This window comes from Limnoglobus roseus, assembly GCF_008254045.1.
Classification (GTDB): Bacteria; Planctomycetota; Planctomycetia; order Gemmatales; family Gemmataceae; genus Limnoglobus; species Limnoglobus roseus.
Map to the genome: position 1 here is coordinate 2,937,154 of NZ_CP042425.1, position 16,765 is coordinate 2,953,918.

The 16,765-nt window shown below is 65.4% G+C and carries 12 protein-coding genes; 8 read left to right on the forward strand and 4 right to left on the reverse strand.

Annotated elements, in window-relative coordinates; all coding sequences use genetic code 11:
• The first annotated feature begins 585 nt into the window (after positions 1–585).
• The 3 genes from PX52LOC_RS12260 to PX52LOC_RS12270 all read left to right on the forward strand — a co-directional run bounded on the left by PX52LOC_RS12260 (position 586) and on the right by PX52LOC_RS12270 (position 3,844).
• On the forward strand, positions 586–1,221 hold the full coding sequence (locus PX52LOC_RS12260) for a hypothetical protein (RefSeq protein ID WP_149110370.1): 636 nt from the start codon (positions 586–588) through the stop codon (positions 1,219–1,221).
• A gap of 512 nt (positions 1,222–1,733) precedes the next feature.
• Positions 1,734–2,726: a DUF1559 family PulG-like putative transporter gene (locus PX52LOC_RS41945; RefSeq protein ID WP_168218946.1), complete on the forward strand. Its 993-nt coding sequence runs from the start codon at positions 1,734–1,736 to the stop codon at positions 2,724–2,726.
• A gap of 443 nt (positions 2,727–3,169) precedes the next feature.
• A complete protein-coding gene (locus PX52LOC_RS12270) occupies positions 3,170–3,844 on the forward strand; it encodes a HEAT repeat domain-containing protein (protein WP_168218947.1) in 675 nt (224 codons plus the stop codon).
• 136 nt (positions 3,845–3,980) lie between these two features.
• Here PX52LOC_RS12270 and PX52LOC_RS12275 read toward each other — a convergent pair whose 3' ends face one another.
• Both PX52LOC_RS12275 and PX52LOC_RS12280 read right to left on the reverse strand, forming a co-directional pair.
• Complete coding sequence (locus tag PX52LOC_RS12275) at positions 3,981–4,508, reverse strand: hypothetical protein (RefSeq protein ID WP_149110373.1); 528 nt, start codon at positions 4,506–4,508, stop codon at positions 3,981–3,983.
• Positions 4,509–4,698: 190 nt separating this feature from the next.
• The gene (locus PX52LOC_RS12280) at positions 4,699–5,808 is read right to left on the reverse strand and encodes a hypothetical protein (RefSeq protein ID WP_149110374.1); all 1,110 of its coding nucleotides are present in this window, start codon (positions 5,806–5,808) and stop codon (positions 4,699–4,701) included.
• 448 nt (positions 5,809–6,256) lie between these two features.
• Between PX52LOC_RS12280 and PX52LOC_RS12285 the strand changes: the two genes are divergently transcribed.
• From PX52LOC_RS12285 to PX52LOC_RS12300, 4 genes are read left to right on the forward strand one after another with little or no spacing between them, the layout of a single operon-like run.
• A complete protein-coding gene (locus PX52LOC_RS12285) occupies positions 6,257–7,789 on the forward strand; it encodes a response regulator (RefSeq protein WP_149110375.1) in 1,533 nt (510 codons plus the stop codon).
• A complete protein-coding gene (locus tag PX52LOC_RS12290; protein ID WP_149110376.1) occupies positions 7,786–8,361 on the forward strand; it encodes a biliverdin-producing heme oxygenase in 576 nt (191 codons plus the stop codon). Before PX52LOC_RS12285 ends, PX52LOC_RS12290 begins: the two co-directional genes overlap by 4 nt.
• Positions 8,358–10,649: an ATP-binding protein gene (locus PX52LOC_RS12295; RefSeq protein ID WP_168218948.1), complete on the forward strand. Its 2,292-nt coding sequence runs from the start codon at positions 8,358–8,360 to the stop codon at positions 10,647–10,649. The genes PX52LOC_RS12290 and PX52LOC_RS12295 overlap by 4 nt, the downstream gene beginning before the upstream one ends.
• 9 nt (positions 10,650–10,658) lie before the next feature.
• Positions 10,659–11,093: a response regulator gene (locus PX52LOC_RS12300; protein ID WP_218575341.1), complete on the forward strand. Its 435-nt coding sequence runs from the start codon at positions 10,659–10,661 to the stop codon at positions 11,091–11,093.
• A gap of 321 nt (positions 11,094–11,414) precedes the next feature.
• On the opposite strand, the gene PX52LOC_RS12305 is transcribed toward PX52LOC_RS12300, so the two are convergent.
• Both PX52LOC_RS12305 and PX52LOC_RS12310 read right to left on the reverse strand, forming a co-directional pair.
• Entirely contained in the window at positions 11,415–12,932 is a 1,518-nt protein-coding gene (locus PX52LOC_RS12305; protein ID WP_168218949.1) for a ThuA domain-containing protein, read from the reverse strand.
• The gene (locus PX52LOC_RS12310; RefSeq protein WP_168218950.1) at positions 12,856–15,510 is read right to left on the reverse strand and encodes a PQQ-dependent sugar dehydrogenase; all 2,655 of its coding nucleotides are present in this window, start codon (positions 15,508–15,510) and stop codon (positions 12,856–12,858) included. The genes PX52LOC_RS12305 and PX52LOC_RS12310 overlap by 77 nt, the downstream gene beginning before the upstream one ends.
• 388 nt (positions 15,511–15,898) lie before the next feature.
• On the opposite strand from PX52LOC_RS12310, the gene PX52LOC_RS12315 reads away from it, so the two are divergent.
• On the forward strand, positions 15,899–16,396 hold the full coding sequence (locus PX52LOC_RS12315) for a hypothetical protein (RefSeq protein WP_149110380.1): 498 nt from the start codon (positions 15,899–15,901) through the stop codon (positions 16,394–16,396).
• Positions 16,397–16,765: the final 369 nt, after the last annotated feature.

Sequence of the window (16,765 nt, forward strand, 5' to 3'; positions counted from 1 at the left end):
GCGAGGGGGCGACTCCGGGGTACTCACCACTTCAACAACCCGCCCCACCTACCTGAGAGTGGGCAAAAGTACTCCTGGCCAATGGAGTTCGATCGTGTGGCACCGACCTAGCGATGTTGGCACGTCATCTTCATCGCGGTCGTCGGGCAGGCCTGAATAGACAGGCACCTCTCGACGGTGTGGGATCCCTCGTGGGGCCAGCGGCGTCAAGACGCGGGTCAAGGTCTCGCCATATTCGGGTAAAAGAAGCCAAACTCTTGCGACGGAAATTTGCTATTGCGACGGCCTTTTGACGAGAATTTGCAGCCGAATAGTGAATCTGGTTCATCTACGTCGTTAAATTGTTCAGTTTCCAGTTGCAACTTTGAGGCGATGACATTATCGTTATAACCATTACGATTCCCCCCTAATGTGTCGTGTTGACGAATCGCTGATTCGCTCACGATCCCTCAGCCATTTTGCCCCGTGGGAGGTTCAACAGTGAAACAGTGGTTCCGACTCGTTGCGGTCGTTTTTCTCGTGAGTGCTAGTGCCCGACAGGCGAGTGCCGCATTCATCCCAGCGGGTGTCCAGAATGACGTGTCCATGAATACGGTTCTGAACACTTGGGGGTGGACCATTGCCTATCAAGGTTCGTATGGGGATAAGGTGTCGATCGCGGACATGTTCGCGAATGCCACGGGCGACTACGTGATGCTGGCCGCCGCCCGGACCGGTACCATGGCTAACCCGACCATGACCTTCGACGTCTTGGCGGCGGCCCTCAAAACCGATGTGCTGACCTACACCGCCTTCAATCAGACAACATCAACGAACGGTACGAATTTCTACTACAACGGGTCCGCGATGGGATTTGCCCTTGGCGGCGATCCGATTAACCAAGGCAGCCTCACTCAAGGCACGGCCGATGTCGGTGTTTCTCATGGAGAGCAACGACTCAGTTGGAACACGAGTGTCGCTGGCGGGGCGTATGAGCCTATGGGCTATACCCAAAGTCCAAACTTTGTTATGCCTGGGTATCGATCCGGAAATAACGCGGGAAGCACTGACGCTTTTTATTCGTCTTTCACCCGTTATGTGTTGACGGCGAATGCTGGACCTGTTGCACCAAGCGCGATCACTGCCCCCGCCCCAGCCGGCCTCGCCTTGGGGATCATCGGGATCGGCAGTCTCCTCGGGTGCGGCGGGTTCCGGCGGCGGAAGGCTGCCCCCGCTGCGTGATCGAACTCCTACAATCCCGAGGCCCCAGAGTGATTCCTGGGGCATTTTCGTTTTTTTTGTCTGTTGCCTGTCAAGTAACGGGCGAAAAGTCGCCTCAAAGTCCTCATTTTAGCTATTTCGGCCCTTCCAATACACATGGCAGCGGCACTTGGCCCATTGCTCAAGAACATCGCTGTGCCGGCTGAGTTGGACTTGCTCTGAAGTCCTACCATGAATGTGGGGCCTTCAGACGTCTTTCGTGTCTTTCCACAAGTATGCCCATTACGCGGCGGGGCCATTGCCCAAAACACCTCAGGTGGAATATGATGGGCACAGGTGTAACGATTCGTGAGACTCCACCACCAAGACGCCGAGTTCAAATTTCTCGGTTCATGCTGGCGGACGGGGTGAAATCTCACGCAACCCATTTTCTCCTTATCACACACCTTCCGTGCCCGATTATACTAGAGTTACCACACGCTCAGTCTCGGAGTTTCCAAACCGAGACTTCGCTCATTCTTCAGGAGTCTGTAATGGCCACACGCCCACACACCAACCGGAACCGCTTGGCGTTCACGCTGATCGAATTACTGGTCGTGATTGCGATCATCGGGGTTCTGATCGGCCTCTTGTTGCCGGCCGTGCAGAAGGTGCGGGAGGCGGCCGCCCGGGCGAAGTGCCTGAACAACCTCAAGCAACTCGGCCTGGGCATCCACGGGTACGAGACGACGAACTTCAAACTGCCCCCCGGCGTCGAGGGGGCCGTGCCGAAGATCCCGACCCCCCCGCCGACCGTCGCCGCCAACGTCACCACCGGGACGGCGTGGACGACGTACATCCTGCCGAACATCGAGCAGGACAACGTCTTCCGCCTGTACAGTTTCGGGACGGACTACAACAACGCGACCAACCTGCCCGTCCCGACCAAGAAGATCCCGATCTTCCTGTGCCCGTCCGCGGAAATCGCCCTGACGGACGACAACACGGAGTACTCCGGGGGGGTGCAGCCGTTCTCGCACCACTACTACGGGGTGTCCGGGCCGAACGGCGACTACACGCCGCCCGGGGGCACGCTGGTGGCGGCCAAGTACTTCGACACCACGACCAAGACGGCGGCCACGGGGGGGATGCTGCGGCCGCTGATCGACCCGAGCCTCGCCCCGAAGTTCACGGACATCACGGACGGCCTGTCGACGACGCTCCTGGTCGCCGAGGTCGCGCGGGACGCCCAGCCGAACGAGACGAACCGTCCGAGCCCGTACTACCGGGCGTGGACGAAGGGGTTCAACAGTACGACGCCGGCCGGTTCGATGGGGGCGTGCAAGAACGTGACGTACGGCATCAACACGGTGCCGACGGGGACGTACACGATCAACGACATCCCGTTCGGGAGCAACCACATCGGCGGGTGCAACGTGCTCATGGGCGACGGCAGCTCGACGTTCATGAACGCGCGGGTGGACCTGGCCATCGTCAAGTCGCTCGCCAGCGGCAAGGGCAAGGAAGCCGTGTCCGTCCCCGACTAAGGCTTCTACTCGCCTCAGATCCTAGAAGGAGCCGTCCGCCGGGGCGGCTCTTTTCGTCCCCCGCGATCGGACATTTTTCCCGGAAGCTACACTTCTCTCTGCCATCACGGGGCCAAAGGTGATGCAGGGAGTGCCAGTTTACAACTTCTTATTTCCAGTCGGATGCCATCAGGGGCCACAAACTGGATTCTCTGCGGCCGCTGGAATCGTCCACTTGGGCTCTGTCGCGTCAGTGGGGCAGGGCCTCACGTCACGCAGGTCGCGACCCTGACCTTGCGGAACACGCAGTAACGGCCAAGTTCGCCGAGAGCCAACACTCCTGTCAACGAGCACCCGCTGCGGCGCGTTGACCGAGGTGAGCCGGCGAATACATGGCCGGTGTCGGCTCGCGTCGTTGTCGGCTAATGTTCTGGGCGACGGCAGAACGCTCCTGGGAGAGACCAATGCAATCGGACGAGGTTTTTCGATCCCCGCTCGGCCCCGCGGTTTTGTCGAAGGGGGATTGGCTGAGACGGCTGGACGCCCTCAAACGGGCGAGCGCCGGCAGGGGCTCCTCAGCCGACCCACACCTCGCCGCGGTGGCCCTACTGGCCGCCTCGGAGGCGGAGGATCGCCTCGCGGCGGTGGAGGCGGTCGTGCGGATCGGGTCCCCCGTCTTGCCACTCCTAATGGCAGCCCTCGCGTATACCCCGGCCGAGGAAGCCAATGTTCGTCGGGCGGTGGTCATTGCGCTCGGCCGTCTCGGGCCGGCCGCCCGCGAGGCCCTGCCCCTGCTGCGGTCGCTCGCGGGCGACCCCTGGCTTGGGGCCTGCGTCCATGCAGCCATTGCCCGAATCGATTCGAGGGGGCGGGTCGCCGGGGTGGTTCTGTTGGTTGCGGCCGCTGCTGTGGGGGTGGGTGTCGTGACCCTGCTGCCGCTCGGCCGGGTCAGCCCGGTCGCAGCGGCTGCGGGTGTCGTCGGAGCGTGCGTGGTGCTCGGCGTGTTGTGGACCCGGCCAGGTCCGGCGGCGTTGGCGTGGGGGTTCGTTGTCGTGGCTGCGGCGGTGATCTCTGTCGGGGTAGCCGGTGGCCTTTCGGATGTCTTGGGGCGGGTCACGCGCGCCCTCGGAGGTCCGTAACCCTCGCACTTCCCTGTACCCGCCGTAAATGACGCCTTCGCGGCAAGGCATTCGCACGCGACGGCCGCGGTCTGATCGGTCCAGTGGATCGGAATAATCCGTAGCTCGGCGAGCAACCGTCCTGCCTGCCCCGGGTTCACTTGTCCGGCCAGATGCTCTTGAAGAGTTCGTCCGGGGGCACGAGGAGTTGCTTCTTCTCCTTCTTCGCGGCCTCGACCCAACTTTGGGGAAACTCGGGGAACTTGTCCGGCTTCTGTCCGAAGAGTTTGACCTCCATCGCGAACCCGGCCGGCGCCTTCACGAGGTCCACGGCTTGGACCTTCCCCAGTTCCTTATCGAGCGACTTGATGAGATCGGCGGGCACGTCGCCCTCGACGGCCTCGCACCATACGCGGGCGTCCTTCTTCGACTTGATGCCGACCGCGATGAGAAGGCCCTTCGCCTTCGGCGGCTTCTCTTTGGCCAGGAGTTCGCCGGCCTTCTCCTCCAGGGCCTTGATGTACTTCGAGAGCGGTTGCACGTCATCGCCGAACCGCTGTTCGAGTTCCGGGATGGGGACGTAGAGCCGGAGTTGGTTCAATTCCACGGCCTTCGGCTTGTCCGCCGCGACGGACGGGTTCGCCAAGGCCGCGGCGAGGGTCAACAGGACGAGTCGAGACAGCATCGGGCACCTCCCGGACGAGAACTCAATTCAGAAGTATGGCACGTTGAGATTATGTCCGGTCCGCCCCCGCGGGCCAGCGAAATACTGACCCGGCATGAGGCGGGTGGGTGTAACACCTCGGACGGCATTCCCTCACCCCGCGTCTCGGCGGCCACCCTCGCGGCGAATGAGGCGAGATCGCAGTACTCGTTCACTCCTTGACGGCAGCTCGATATCTGGCCGCCCGCTCGGCGTACAACCGATCCGCTTGAACGTAGGCGGCCTTGGCGTCCGCTTCGGTTTCGAACTCGACGGGGCTAATGTTCTCGTTGAACACGCCCGCGTCCGCCCACCCGTTCCCGATCACGTCCACCCAATACGACCCATCCCCACTCCGGATCACCCACTTGCCCGCGAGAACCTCGGCCCGCACCCCGGCGGGGAGGTCGTACGCCACGCCGGGAACCGCCGCCGTCAACTCGAACGCCTCCCCGGGCAGGCGGCCGCTGAGGCGTTCCGCCCACCGGGCGTAGGAGCAATCCCACACGGGACTGCCTTGGGCGATCTCTTCGAGCCACGGGTGCGCGGCCCATTCGGCGACCTGCTCCGCCGTCATCGGGCCGACTTGAACGCCGGTGAAGTTGTCGAGCAGGCCGGCGTACAGGCCGCGGTCGTCCGGCGGCACGCGGTCGAACAGCCGAGCGAGTTGCTGTCTCGCCCGGGTCAGGCCCTTCTCGCCCGGCTCGTCCGGCGTGTCCAGAAAGTACTCGTCGGTGATGCCGGCCATCAACAGCCGCACGCGGGCTTCTTTCGGGGGCAGGTCGAGGAAGGCGTCGCCCTGGTGGTGATCGTCGTCCCAGAGGATCAGGTCGCCGAACGACTCCAGGAGGACGGCCCACCGCCCCCGGCTCTTGCTCTTCAACCGGGGCAGTTCCTCCCACGCTTGCTCGGCCGCGACGGCTAGGAGGTGCCGACGCAGGACTGTGGACCGGTATTTCGAATCCGGGTCGGAAGATGATTCGAGTTCCTCGGTGAGCATGTCGTCCAGGGTGTAGACGACGGCCGCGATGGCCGCCTCGTTGGCCGCCGTGTGGTGGGGCATGGGCACGGCCGGTTCTCGCAACGCCGTGGCCACGTCGGCGAGGATCACGAGCTTCTGCTCGGCGGTGAGCCGATCGAACGCCGTGGCCCCGGTCTCGGTGGTGTCCTCCTGATTGTCCAGGTCGTCCTCCACGAACATCAGGAGCAGGTCGAGGCCGACGCGGAATAAGGCCCACTCCGCGGCCGTCAAGACGCGATCCCCCGAGTGCATTCGCCACACACTTCACCTCGATTCCACGACCCCGTTCCGTCCCAGGTTTATCACCGGGGGAATCGGCCCGCCCTGCACGCCGCGTGCCGGACGGCGAAGCGAAGCGTCTCACACCCCGGATGGCTAACCTGTTACACGAACACACAGAACCCAATTTAAACCAATGGGCTTGCTTTACGGAGACGGTTCACTGTCTGCTAATTCAGGACGCGGCGGCCTTGGGTTTGCGTTTGCGCGACTCAAGGTGCGAGAGGCCAGGTCGGATGCCGAAAAATTTTCTGCGCCGCTGGTATAGAATATGCTTTTGCAGACGATGTTGTTCGGCCGGTAGACGCCACAAGCAAAGTCTTGTGCTTTTCGATCCTGCGGCTGGATTCGTTGAGTGTGACATCTTCTACTTCTGATGATTTCCTCCACGAATCGATACCCGATACGAAATGAACGAAGGGGCATTGTGATGACCGAGGCGTCGCGTGCCACCGTGTTGGTGGTTGACGACAGCGAAGACAATCGGTTCACCGTCCGCCGGTACCTTGAGCAAGCGGGATTCCGGGTGGTCGAGGGGGCGAGCGGCGAGGACACCATTCGACTCGTCCGTGCCAACCCCGACATCGTGATCCTCGACGTGGACTTGCCCGACACGAACGGGTTCGAGGTGTGCCGCGTCATCAAGACCGATCCGGAGACGGCCGCCATCCCCGTACTGAACTTGTCGGCCACGTTCACGATGACCCGGCACCGCGTCCAGGGGTTGGACAGCGGTGCCGATGCTTACCTGTGCCACCCGGTCGAGGCGATCGAACTCGTTGCCACCGTCAACGCCCTCCTCCGCGTGCGGCGAGCCGAACAGGCGTTGCGAGATGCCGACCGGCGGAAGGACGAGTTCTTGGCCATGCTCGCGCACGAACTCCGCAACCCGCTCGCTCCGATTCGCACGGCCGTCGAAGTGCTGAAGATGCGGGACGCCACCGACCCGCCAATCCGCCGGGTGCGGGAGATCGTGGACCGGCAGGTATCGCACATGAGCCGGTTGATCGACGACCTGCTCGACGTGTCCCGGATCGCCCGCGGTAAGGTTGCCCTTCAACGGGGACGGTGTGATTTCGCCCGCATCGTTCGGGACACGGCGGAAGACTACCGCGGCACACTGGAAGTCGAAAAATTGCGGCTCGATGTTCGGACGCCGGACGCCCCGGTGTGGGTGTCCGGGGACCACACCCGGCTGGCCCAGGTCGTGGGCAACGTGCTGCACAACGCCCGCAAGTTCACCGACGCCGGCGGGCGGGTTCAGGTGACGGTCGAGGCGGACGCCGGGGCGGCCGTCGTGACCGTCACCGATACTGGCATCGGCATGGACGAGGACACCTTGCGGCAAGTCTTTGAGCCGTTCGCCCAGGCCGACCGAAGCCTGGACCGCAGCCGGGGTGGGCTAGGGTTGGGCCTTGCGCTGGTCAAGGGGTTGGTTGAACTCCACGGCGGCGAAGTCCGGGCCGCGAGCGACGGCATCGGAAGAGGGTCATCGTTTACGATCCGCCTGCCGTTGGACAACGACTCCGCGGCCCGGGGCCAAGACCTGCCGCCCCCGTCCCTCCCCCGGGCGGGCCGCCGTGTTCTGGTGATTGAGGACAACCTGGACGTGGCGGAAAGCCTGGACTTATTGTTGGGCATGATGGGGCACGACGTCCGGATCGCCCGGAATGGGGCCGACGGGGTGGCCGCCGTTTCGGCGTTTCGGCCCGACTTGGTGCTGTGCGACATCGGCTTGCCGGGCGGGATGGACGGGTTCGCGGTGGCCACGGCGTTGCGGGCCGACCCCACCGCCGACGGGGCGTACCTCGTCGCCCTCACCGGCTACGGCCAACCGGAAGACCGAGCGAAGGCGATCGAGGCCGGGTTTGACGTCCACCTTACCAAGCCGGTGGACGGGGCGTCCCTGCATCGAGTGTTCGCGGCGGTGGCTCGGAGATTGTCGGGCGGGGGCGGGGCATGATTCTCACACGCCTGCGGGCTGAAACGCGAACCCGCCACGATGCCGTTGAAGCCCGCCTGGGATTCCTCGACCGCCCGATCACGTCGGACAGTTACCGCGAGCTGCTCCGACAGTTCTGGGGGTTCTACGAGCCGGTCGAAGCCCGAATCGCCACGGCGACCGATTGGCCGGCCCTGGAATTCGACTTCAACGGCCGCCGCAAGACGCCCTTGCTCGAACGCGACCTCGCGACCGCGGGGGTTGGGCGGGAGGCACTCGACAAGTGCCACTGCCCCGCCTTGCCACCGCTCACCGACGTGCCGCAAGCCCTCGGCTGCCTGTACGTGCTGGAGGGGGCGACCCTCGGCGGGCAGGTCATTACCCGCCACCTGCGGGGGCAACCGGGCGGGCCGTACCCGACGGCCTTCTTCGCCAGCTATGGCGAGAACGTGGGGCCGATGTGGAAGGCGTTCGGGGCGTTCCTGACGGAGTACACGGCGGGCCACGGTGGCGATGACCGAATCGTGGCCTCTGCGTGTGCGACCTTTGACACGCTCGGGGCGTGGCTGGCCGCGGGGGAGGGACGCCCGTGACGGACAACTCTGCGTACAGCATCAAGAGCGGCGAAGTCACGCTCACCAACTGCGACCGCGAACCGGTTCACATCCCCGGGTGCGTCCTGTCGCACGGCGTCCTGCTTGTACTGCGGCGGTCGGACCTGACCGTCGTCCAGGCGAGCGCGAACACATCCGCCCTGTTCGGCGTCGAGCCAACGGTGTTATTGGGCCGCGGCCTGGACGCCCTGCTCGCCCCCGACCAGGTGGACGTTCTTGCCCACTTCCTCCGGACGGAACGGCTGGAGAACGGCCCACTGTTCGCCCTCACGGCGATCCCGACCGGGGCGAGCGGGCCGTTCGACGTGACCGCCCACACCCAGGGCGAACTGGCCGTCGTGGAGTGGGAGCCGTCCACCCGTACCGGCCTGCCGGCGAACCCGGACTACTACTCCCTGGTCAAGCGGTCCGTCAGCCGGTTGCAGACCGCGACAACCTTGCGGGGGTACTGCGAGGCCGTGACCGCGGAGGTACGGGCTCTGACCGGCCTCGACCGGGTGATGGTCTACCGCTTCCAGTCGGACAACAGTGGATGGGTGTTCGCGGAGAGCAAGCGAGACGACCTGAACACCTACCTCGACCAGCACTACCCCGCTGCCGACATCCCGCTCCCCGCCCGGCAGTTGTTCCTCAAACTGTGGCACCGGCTGGTGCCGGACGTGCGGGCCGAGCCCGCCGAACTGGTGCCCCTCACCAACCCGGTGACGAACGCCCCGCTGGACATGACGTACTGCTCGCTCCGCGGGGCATCGGTGATGTACACCGAGTACCTCCAGAACATGGGCGTGTCGGCGGCACTGGTCATGCCGCTGGTCCGGGACGGGCACTTGTGGGGGCTGATCGCCACCCACCACTACAGCCCCAAGTACATCCCCCACCACGTTCGGGCGGCATGCGAGTTCTTGGCCCAAGTGGTGTCGCTCCAACTCGCCGCCGCGGAAGACCGGGAAGGGCAGGAATACAAGCTCCGCATCCGGTCGGTCCACGAATCTCTTGTCCTGCGGGCGGCGACCACCGACACTTCACTGTCCGACCTCGTGACCGGCTCGCCGGGCTTGCTCGACCTCCTCGACGCGGGCGGGGTCGCCTTGGTCCAGGGCGGTGCGGTGCGGACGGCCGGGCGGACCCCCTCGCCGGAGCAGATCGGGGCTCTGGTCGGGTGGCTGCGGGATCGGACCGAGGGCGGGGCGGACGGCGTGACCCACACCAACGCACTGCCGGCCGTGTACAAGCCGGCGGCGGTGTTCAAGGACACCGCTTGCGGCCTCTTGGCCGTGCCCATCTCCCGCTCCCGCCGCGACTTGCTCTTGTGGTTCCGCCCCGAGCACATCGCGACGGTCGTGTGGGCCGGCTACCCGACCGAGAAGGACGTGCAGATCGGCCCGCACGGCCCGCGGCTGACCCCCCGCAAGTCGTTCGACCTGTGGCGGGAATCGGTCGAGGGGATGGCCCCGGCGTGGTCCGAGGCCGAGGTCGAGGCCGCCCGCCGGTTCCGGGTGGCCGTCCTCGACGTGGTCGTCGGGCACGCCGAGCAGGTGGCGAAGTTGAACAAAGAACTCGAGGCCCACGTCGAGGAGTTGGACGCCTTCGCCTACGTCGCCAGCCACGACTTGAAGGAACCGCTGCGGGGCATCCACAACTACGCGGCGTTCCTGATCGAAGACTACCAGGGCAAACTCGGCACGGACGGGGAGGTCAAACTCCGGGCGATGATGCGACTGAGCCAGCGGATGGAGTCGCTGATCGAGTCCCTGCTCCACTACTCCCGAACCGGACGGGGCGAGTTCGTCGTCCGCGACAAGGACTTGAACGCCGTCTTGCGGGGGGCGCGGGAGATGCTCCAAGCCCGCCTCCAGGAAACGGCGGCCGACCTGCGCGTCCCCCGCCCGCTGCCCACGGTGCGGTGCGAGCCGGTGATGGTCGGGGAGGTGTTCGGCAACTTGATCTCGAACGCCTTGAAGTACAACGACAAACCGGACAAGTGGGTCGAGGTCGGGTACGAGGGGCGGACCGAGCCGGACGGTGAGGGGGGCACGAAATCGGTGACGGCGTTCTACGTCCGGGACAACGGCATCGGCATTCCGGCCAAGCACCACGACGCCGTCTTTCGCATCTTTAAGCGGCTGCACGCCCGCGACAAATTCGGCGGCGGCACCGGGGCCGGGCTGACGATCGTGAAGAAGGTGGTGGAGCGGCACGGCGGCCGGATTTGGGTCGAGTCTACGGAAGGCGAGGGGACGACTTTCTACTTCACCCTCGGCGGGTAAGGGGGAGGATTGGTTGCCAACCGGACGATTCTTCTGGTCGAGGACAGCGACGCGGACAGCGAGGCGACGGTCCGCGCACTGGGCCGGTGCGTCGGCTCCCCGGCCGTCTACCGTTGCGCGGACGGGGACTCTGCGTTAACCTTCTTGCGGCAGCTCGACCGCGTGGACGGCTTGGCGTCGCGGCCTGCGGTCATCTTGCTCGACCTGAACCTGCCGGGGACGGACGGGCGGGAGGTGCTGGAACAGATCAAGGCAGACGACGCCCTGAAGCACATCCCGGTGGTGATCCTCACCACGTCCGCGGCTTCGGCGGACGTGGCCTTCTGTTACCGGCACGGGGCGAGCGGCTACATCGTGAAACCGGTGGACCTCGCCAAGTTCGCCGCCCGCGTGCAACAGTTCCACGCTTACTGGTTCGAGGCAGTCGAGCCGTCAACCGCGTGACCCCGTTTACCCGGCGTCGTTCTTCTTCGGACGCCGCCGCTTCTTCGGCGGGCGTGAGGGCAGGGGGTCTGCTTCGTCGGTCACGTCATCCAACCCGCCGAGCCGGCCCACCCGACAAAATCCCGGCCGCGGGGCGAACCCATGTGCCCGAAGACATGGTTTCGCTCTCGGAGGTGGCGCGGTACCCGTCGAGTACTCCACACATCGCATCCTTGGCCAACCGATGTGTGCCATGCCGCACCCTACGCTGATGCTCCCTCGCCGAGAACGGCTTAAGCAGCCGTCGCGGGTTGTGGTACACAACCTGCGACGGGGGTGGCCTCACTTCGCCACGTCGGCCCCCGGCCAGACGAGGTCGTTGAACCGATCGACGGGTTCCTTCGCCGACCACGCGATGCCGCGGAGGAGTAGCACGCGGAACAGCGGATCGTCGAACGTGTGCGAGTAGTGACCGGGGATCGACACGAACACCCGCCCGCGGCCGCGCTCCAGCGACCAGAGTTGCGGCCGGGGTTCCTTCTCCTCAACCGCCGTCGCCAGCACGCGGTCGGCGGGCAGGTCGCCGGTCATCTTCCAGTAGGTCTCATCGGTCAGCGCCAGCTTGTCGAAGTTCCGCAGGACCGGGTGTTTCGCGGCCGTGTTCATCGTCAGCGTCAGGTCGCCGTGGCGGAAGCCGATGGCCCCCCCCTTACTGGCGAGGCCGATCCGCTTCGCGAATTCCGGGCCTTCCGTCCGCCCGTCCACGGCCCAGTGGACGTAGACAAGGCCGCCGCCACGCTCGAGGTAGGCGTCGATGTCGGCCGCCCGCTTGGCATTCCAGTCGCCGTGCTGGAAGAACACCATCACGTCGGCCGTCGCGAACTCCTCCTTCGCCGGCCACTCCCACGCCTTCACGACCTCGGTTTGGTCGGCCGAGCCGAGAAGTTCGGCCCACGCCTTTTGGAAGGCCGGGTAGTCGTGCTCGCCGGGGCCGTGGTCCTTCGGCCCAGCGACCAGCACGACGCGGATCGGCCGCGTCTTCTCCGGCGGCTTCGGCGACCCGGCGAGGGCGGCGTTCACCTCCGCCCGCGTCCGCGGCTTCGGCCGTGGCGTCGTGCCGTCCCGCGGCATGCTCACCGGCGACGTGAGCAGGAACGTCAGCAAGTCCTTCATCCGCTCCGGGCCGAGCAACTGCGGCAGCCCCTCCGGCATCGTCGAGAGGGCCGACGGCTTCTTCGACTCGACCTCGGCCAGTGGCACCTCTGTGACGACGCCCTTCGTGTCGCCGATGCGGAGCTTCGTGCCGACCGTTTGCACGACGCCGGTGAGCGAGCGGCCGTCGGTCAGGTTGACGGTGTACGTCAGGTGGTCCGGGTTAATGGCGAAGCTCGGCAGGGCGATGTCCCGCAGGACGGAGGCGTAATCGCGGAAGATGAGGTTCGACAGGTCCGGGCCGATCGTCTCGCCGCGGCCGTGGACCGTGTGGCACTTGCTGCACGCGGCCTGCTCGCCGAAGAACACCTTCCGCCCGCGGGCCCAACTGCCGCCGTCGAGTTCGGCCGGCGGCTTGAGGGCGACGGGTTCGAGTGCCTTCGCCGAAGTGTCGGCCCACGGGACGAGTGTGCGATGCAGTTGCAGCGGACGCGGCCGCGGGTCTTCGGCCGTGTGGTAGCCGACGGACAACGACAGGCCGTCCCGGTTCCGGCCGTTCGTCAGGCGAACTTCGACCGGGATGGCTTGCCCGCGTTTCGGCTCGAGGTTGAGCGTACCGCGAACGTCCTCATCACTTCGTTCGGACTTGTAACGGCCCGCATCCGCGGTGATGGCGACATCGGCGTTCGCGTGATACTCGAGTACCACCGTTTCGGGCGGGAACTGATGGTCCAACGCCGCCCCCCAGTTGCACGGCCGGGCGGAGCATGTCGGTCAGGTTCAGCTTCGCCTTTAGCGTCAGCGTGCCCTTCGTTACATCTGCCTTCATCGCCTTCCAGAGAGCGTCGTGGTAAGCACTGCCGGCGGTCAGTTGCCGTGATACGGTGAGGTCGAGGCTCGGCAACCAGCCTGTCCACACGACCTTGTCGCCGACGGCCCACATTGCCTCGCAGCCGGAAAGGTTCAGGTCGAGATCGACCTGCGGCAGTTGCGGCAACGTGCCCTTCGGCGTCGTGCGGCCGAGGGCCGGCAGCGTGACGGCGTAGTGCAGGGCGGCCGTGTGCGGGTCGGTCGCGAGGATCAGCGAGCGGCCATCGGGCGTCAGTTGCGCCGACCGCACCGGCACGTTGAACCGCGGGGCCGCCTTCTCCGCCTGCACCACGGCGTAGCCGGGCCAGAGCGATTCGAAGCGGTCGCCGGCCCGGACGAACGGGCCGGCAGAAACCTTCGTCTGGCGGGCCACGTCTTGCAACAGTGACGGATCGACCGGGCGGTCGAACTCGACGCGGATTTCGCTCGGCCCGCTCGGCCACGCGAGGACCGGCTGCGGCAGGTCGCGGCCGGTGTAGCTGATCTTGTAGAGTTTCCCCTTGCCGGTCGGCCCGCTGCCCCAGTCCGGGCCGCCGCTGTGGCACGCCACCACAAGCGAGCCGTCCGGGGCGACGCACACGTCCACCGTCAGCATGTTCAGGCACGCGAACAGACTCGTCTCGGCGACGTACCCCCGCGGCGTGTGGACGAGCTTCGTGCGGTACAACTTGCCCCGCGAGTAGCCGGTCACGAACACGTCGTCGGCCCACGCCGGCGGGCCGAACGTCGGGCCGCCCTTCGCCACCGGCTCGTTGAAGCAGAGGCCGCACGTCGATTGGTGCTGCGGGCCGTAGTCGAACGTACTCGGCTCGTCGATCACGTTCGGCAGGTGCTTCGGGTGCCGCGGCGGGAAGCCGTAGTGCCGGCCCTTTTGGACGTGGAGGAGTTCGTCGAACGGGTTGCCGTTCGCCAGCCACGTCGCCCCCTCTTGATCGGAGACGAACAGATCGCCGTGGCGGTTGATCCGCATGCCGACGGGGAAGCGGATGCCGGTGACGTAGGTTTCCCGCGTCTTGAAGTCGGGCGACACCTTCTGAATCGTGCCGCGTTCGTCGGCAAGCGAGTACGCGGCCTTGCCGTCCTTGTCGACCAGGTAGCCGTTGGCGTAGTTCGGCGTGCCGCGGCCGAAGTAGACGCTGCCGTCCTTCGGATCGACGGCGATGCCGGTCACGTCGATGTTCACGCTGCGGTCCTTCCACCCGCTGGCGACGACGATCTCCTTGTCGGCCTTGCCGTCCTTGTCCGTGTCGACGATCAGCACGCACTTGCCGAGGGCAGTGACGAACACGCCGTCGCCGAGCGGGTAGCTTGGCGGCGTCAGGTCCATGCCGATCGGCGACGAGAGTGACTTCTGATTCTCCCAGAACAATGTCGCCGCATCTTCGAGGCCGTCGCCGTCGGTGTCGCGAAGGTGCCAGATGTTGCCGTTGTACCCGACGGCGACGAGCGTGCCGTCGGGCCGGTACTTGACGTTGTTGATGTTCGTCAAGTTCAGCGGCAATTCGCGGACAGTGAATCCCGGCACGAACGTCTGCACCGGCGGCGGGTCCTTCACCGGCACGAGCGATTCGCCCGGCCCTTCCAGGTCCGCCGGGATTGCGCCGCGGAGGGCGGCGTACTTCGCGATCAGGTAGCTGCGGACGGATTGCGTTTCCTCGGCCGAGAGGGTGTGATCGTAGACGAGCAGTTCGGCGATGTCGCACCGGCAGAAGCCGGCGGCCACCTGCTGGCCGGTGCCGTTGTTGTAGAAGCGGCTGCCGACGGTGATCTCGTCCATGCTGACGCGACCGCCGGCTCGCGACCGTTGGCCTTCGGCCTGGCCGTTGACCGCGAGCCGCACGGCCTTGCCGTCGGAGGTTAGCTCCAGCGTGACGAGTTCGCCGAACGGGCTGTTCTTGGTGCGAAGGTTCGCGACGCCGCCGAAGCCCGGCCCCTCGGCGTTCAGCATCGAGAACCGCGGCGTGGGAGCGCCGCCGAAGTCGATGTTCAGGCCGCTCACGTAGTCGCGCTGGCCTGGGGCGTTGAACGCCAGCGGGCCGAGGAACGGGGCGGGGTTCTTCCGCGGCACGGCGACGAGGACGACGGTGAACGATTCGAGGGAGGTGCCTTGCTTGATGGCCCGCAGGTGGTCGTCGAGGCCGTCGAACCGCACGAGCGCCACGCCGGCAGTGGCCAGCCGCGTCGGCCGGGCCTCCGCGTTCGGCTGGCTCACGTGCCGGCCGTGGCCGGATGCGTCCAGCCAGCGGTTAATTTTGCCGTTCGCCGCCGGCTGGCCGCCGGTCGCGCGGGCGGCGTCGAGCCAGAGTTGCAGGCCGGCCGTCACCGGCAGCTTTGCGTCCGCCCACGGCTCGGCGGCGCCGGCGGACAAGGCAAGCAGTGGGAACGCGAACAGGGCGAAGAAGGGTGAGAGGTTCATCGGGGGCATCCGATTCGTTGGGGGTGGCCTCAACGTATTCGGACGGACACGGATCGGCCGCGCAGAATCGGGAGGTGAGGCGAAAGGGACCGAACGGATCGGGATGGCCCGCCGGCAGAGGGCCTCGTTCCGCAGTCGGATAGCCCTGATACCCGGCAGTCGGTTGGGAGCGTGTTCATGAACCAGATGCGGATCGTTCTACTCGTATTCGCCGTAGTGCGAGCGGGGTGGCGTATTGGCGCTTTAACCTCAACTTCCCCAGTGGTCCCCGCCGATGCGGCTGGCCGAGCGAACTTGTGGCGTGGCGGAATTGCTGGAACGGATCGGCGGGTGAGGGTAGAATCAGAACCGCCCCGGTGAGCTGGGGCAGTTCTCTTTTGAGCTGCCCATGTGCAAGATTGTTGATACGATTCGTGACCGCCCCCTACTCCGCGTCTCGCTCAGTCTGCTCGTAGTGACAGCCGTCACTGTAGGCGTTGTCTTGTGGCCGTCCAAACTGCCCGGCCCGGAACCGGCTGCGGACGCCCCGGATTTCAACTCCGACGACTACGGTACGTCCCCCGACGCCCGTTCCGACGATCTAGCGGCGGATTTGAAGTTGATGTGGCAGACGGCTCGCGGAGCTTCGACACCGCAGGCGATACACGCCGCCGAGCGGGTGTTTGCCACAGTCAAACTCGTTGGGCTGACGCGACAAGAGGTGAAGGACCGGATCGGCGACGCGAAAGCATTCACCGACAGCCAGTACAACTTCCCGTTCTACCCGACTACCGGTCCAGTGTTGGTCTACCGATTCGACAACGGGGCGTGGGGGGGGGGGCAGTACAACGTACGGTTCGACCCCGATGACCGAGTGATAAGGGTGCAGTACCTCATGATCGAGTGATGACCAGAGTCGTGCCCATTGTCGATCTCGATCAACGCAAAGCTAGGACAGTACCCGAATTCTAGTAACCGGTGTGATCCAGTGGCGGTTCCAGATCGATTGCCCAACTGCATGTAGACATCTGATGCTGACACACGGTATTGTTGGAAGAATTGAAAGTGATCTATTGCCGTTCCTGACCTGAGGCATAGGATTACAAACCCGCAGCGATGCGGTCGCCGAGTAAACCGAAACGAGGGGCTAACGCCTTGGAGTTTCGCGGATCTTGGTTCGGTGGATCTTTGACAAGTTGGTAGCGTTACGAGCCTTACAGTGGGTGAGCGTATGCCGTTGGTCGGCGACGCTCACCGGACGTGGGCCGGCCGGGAG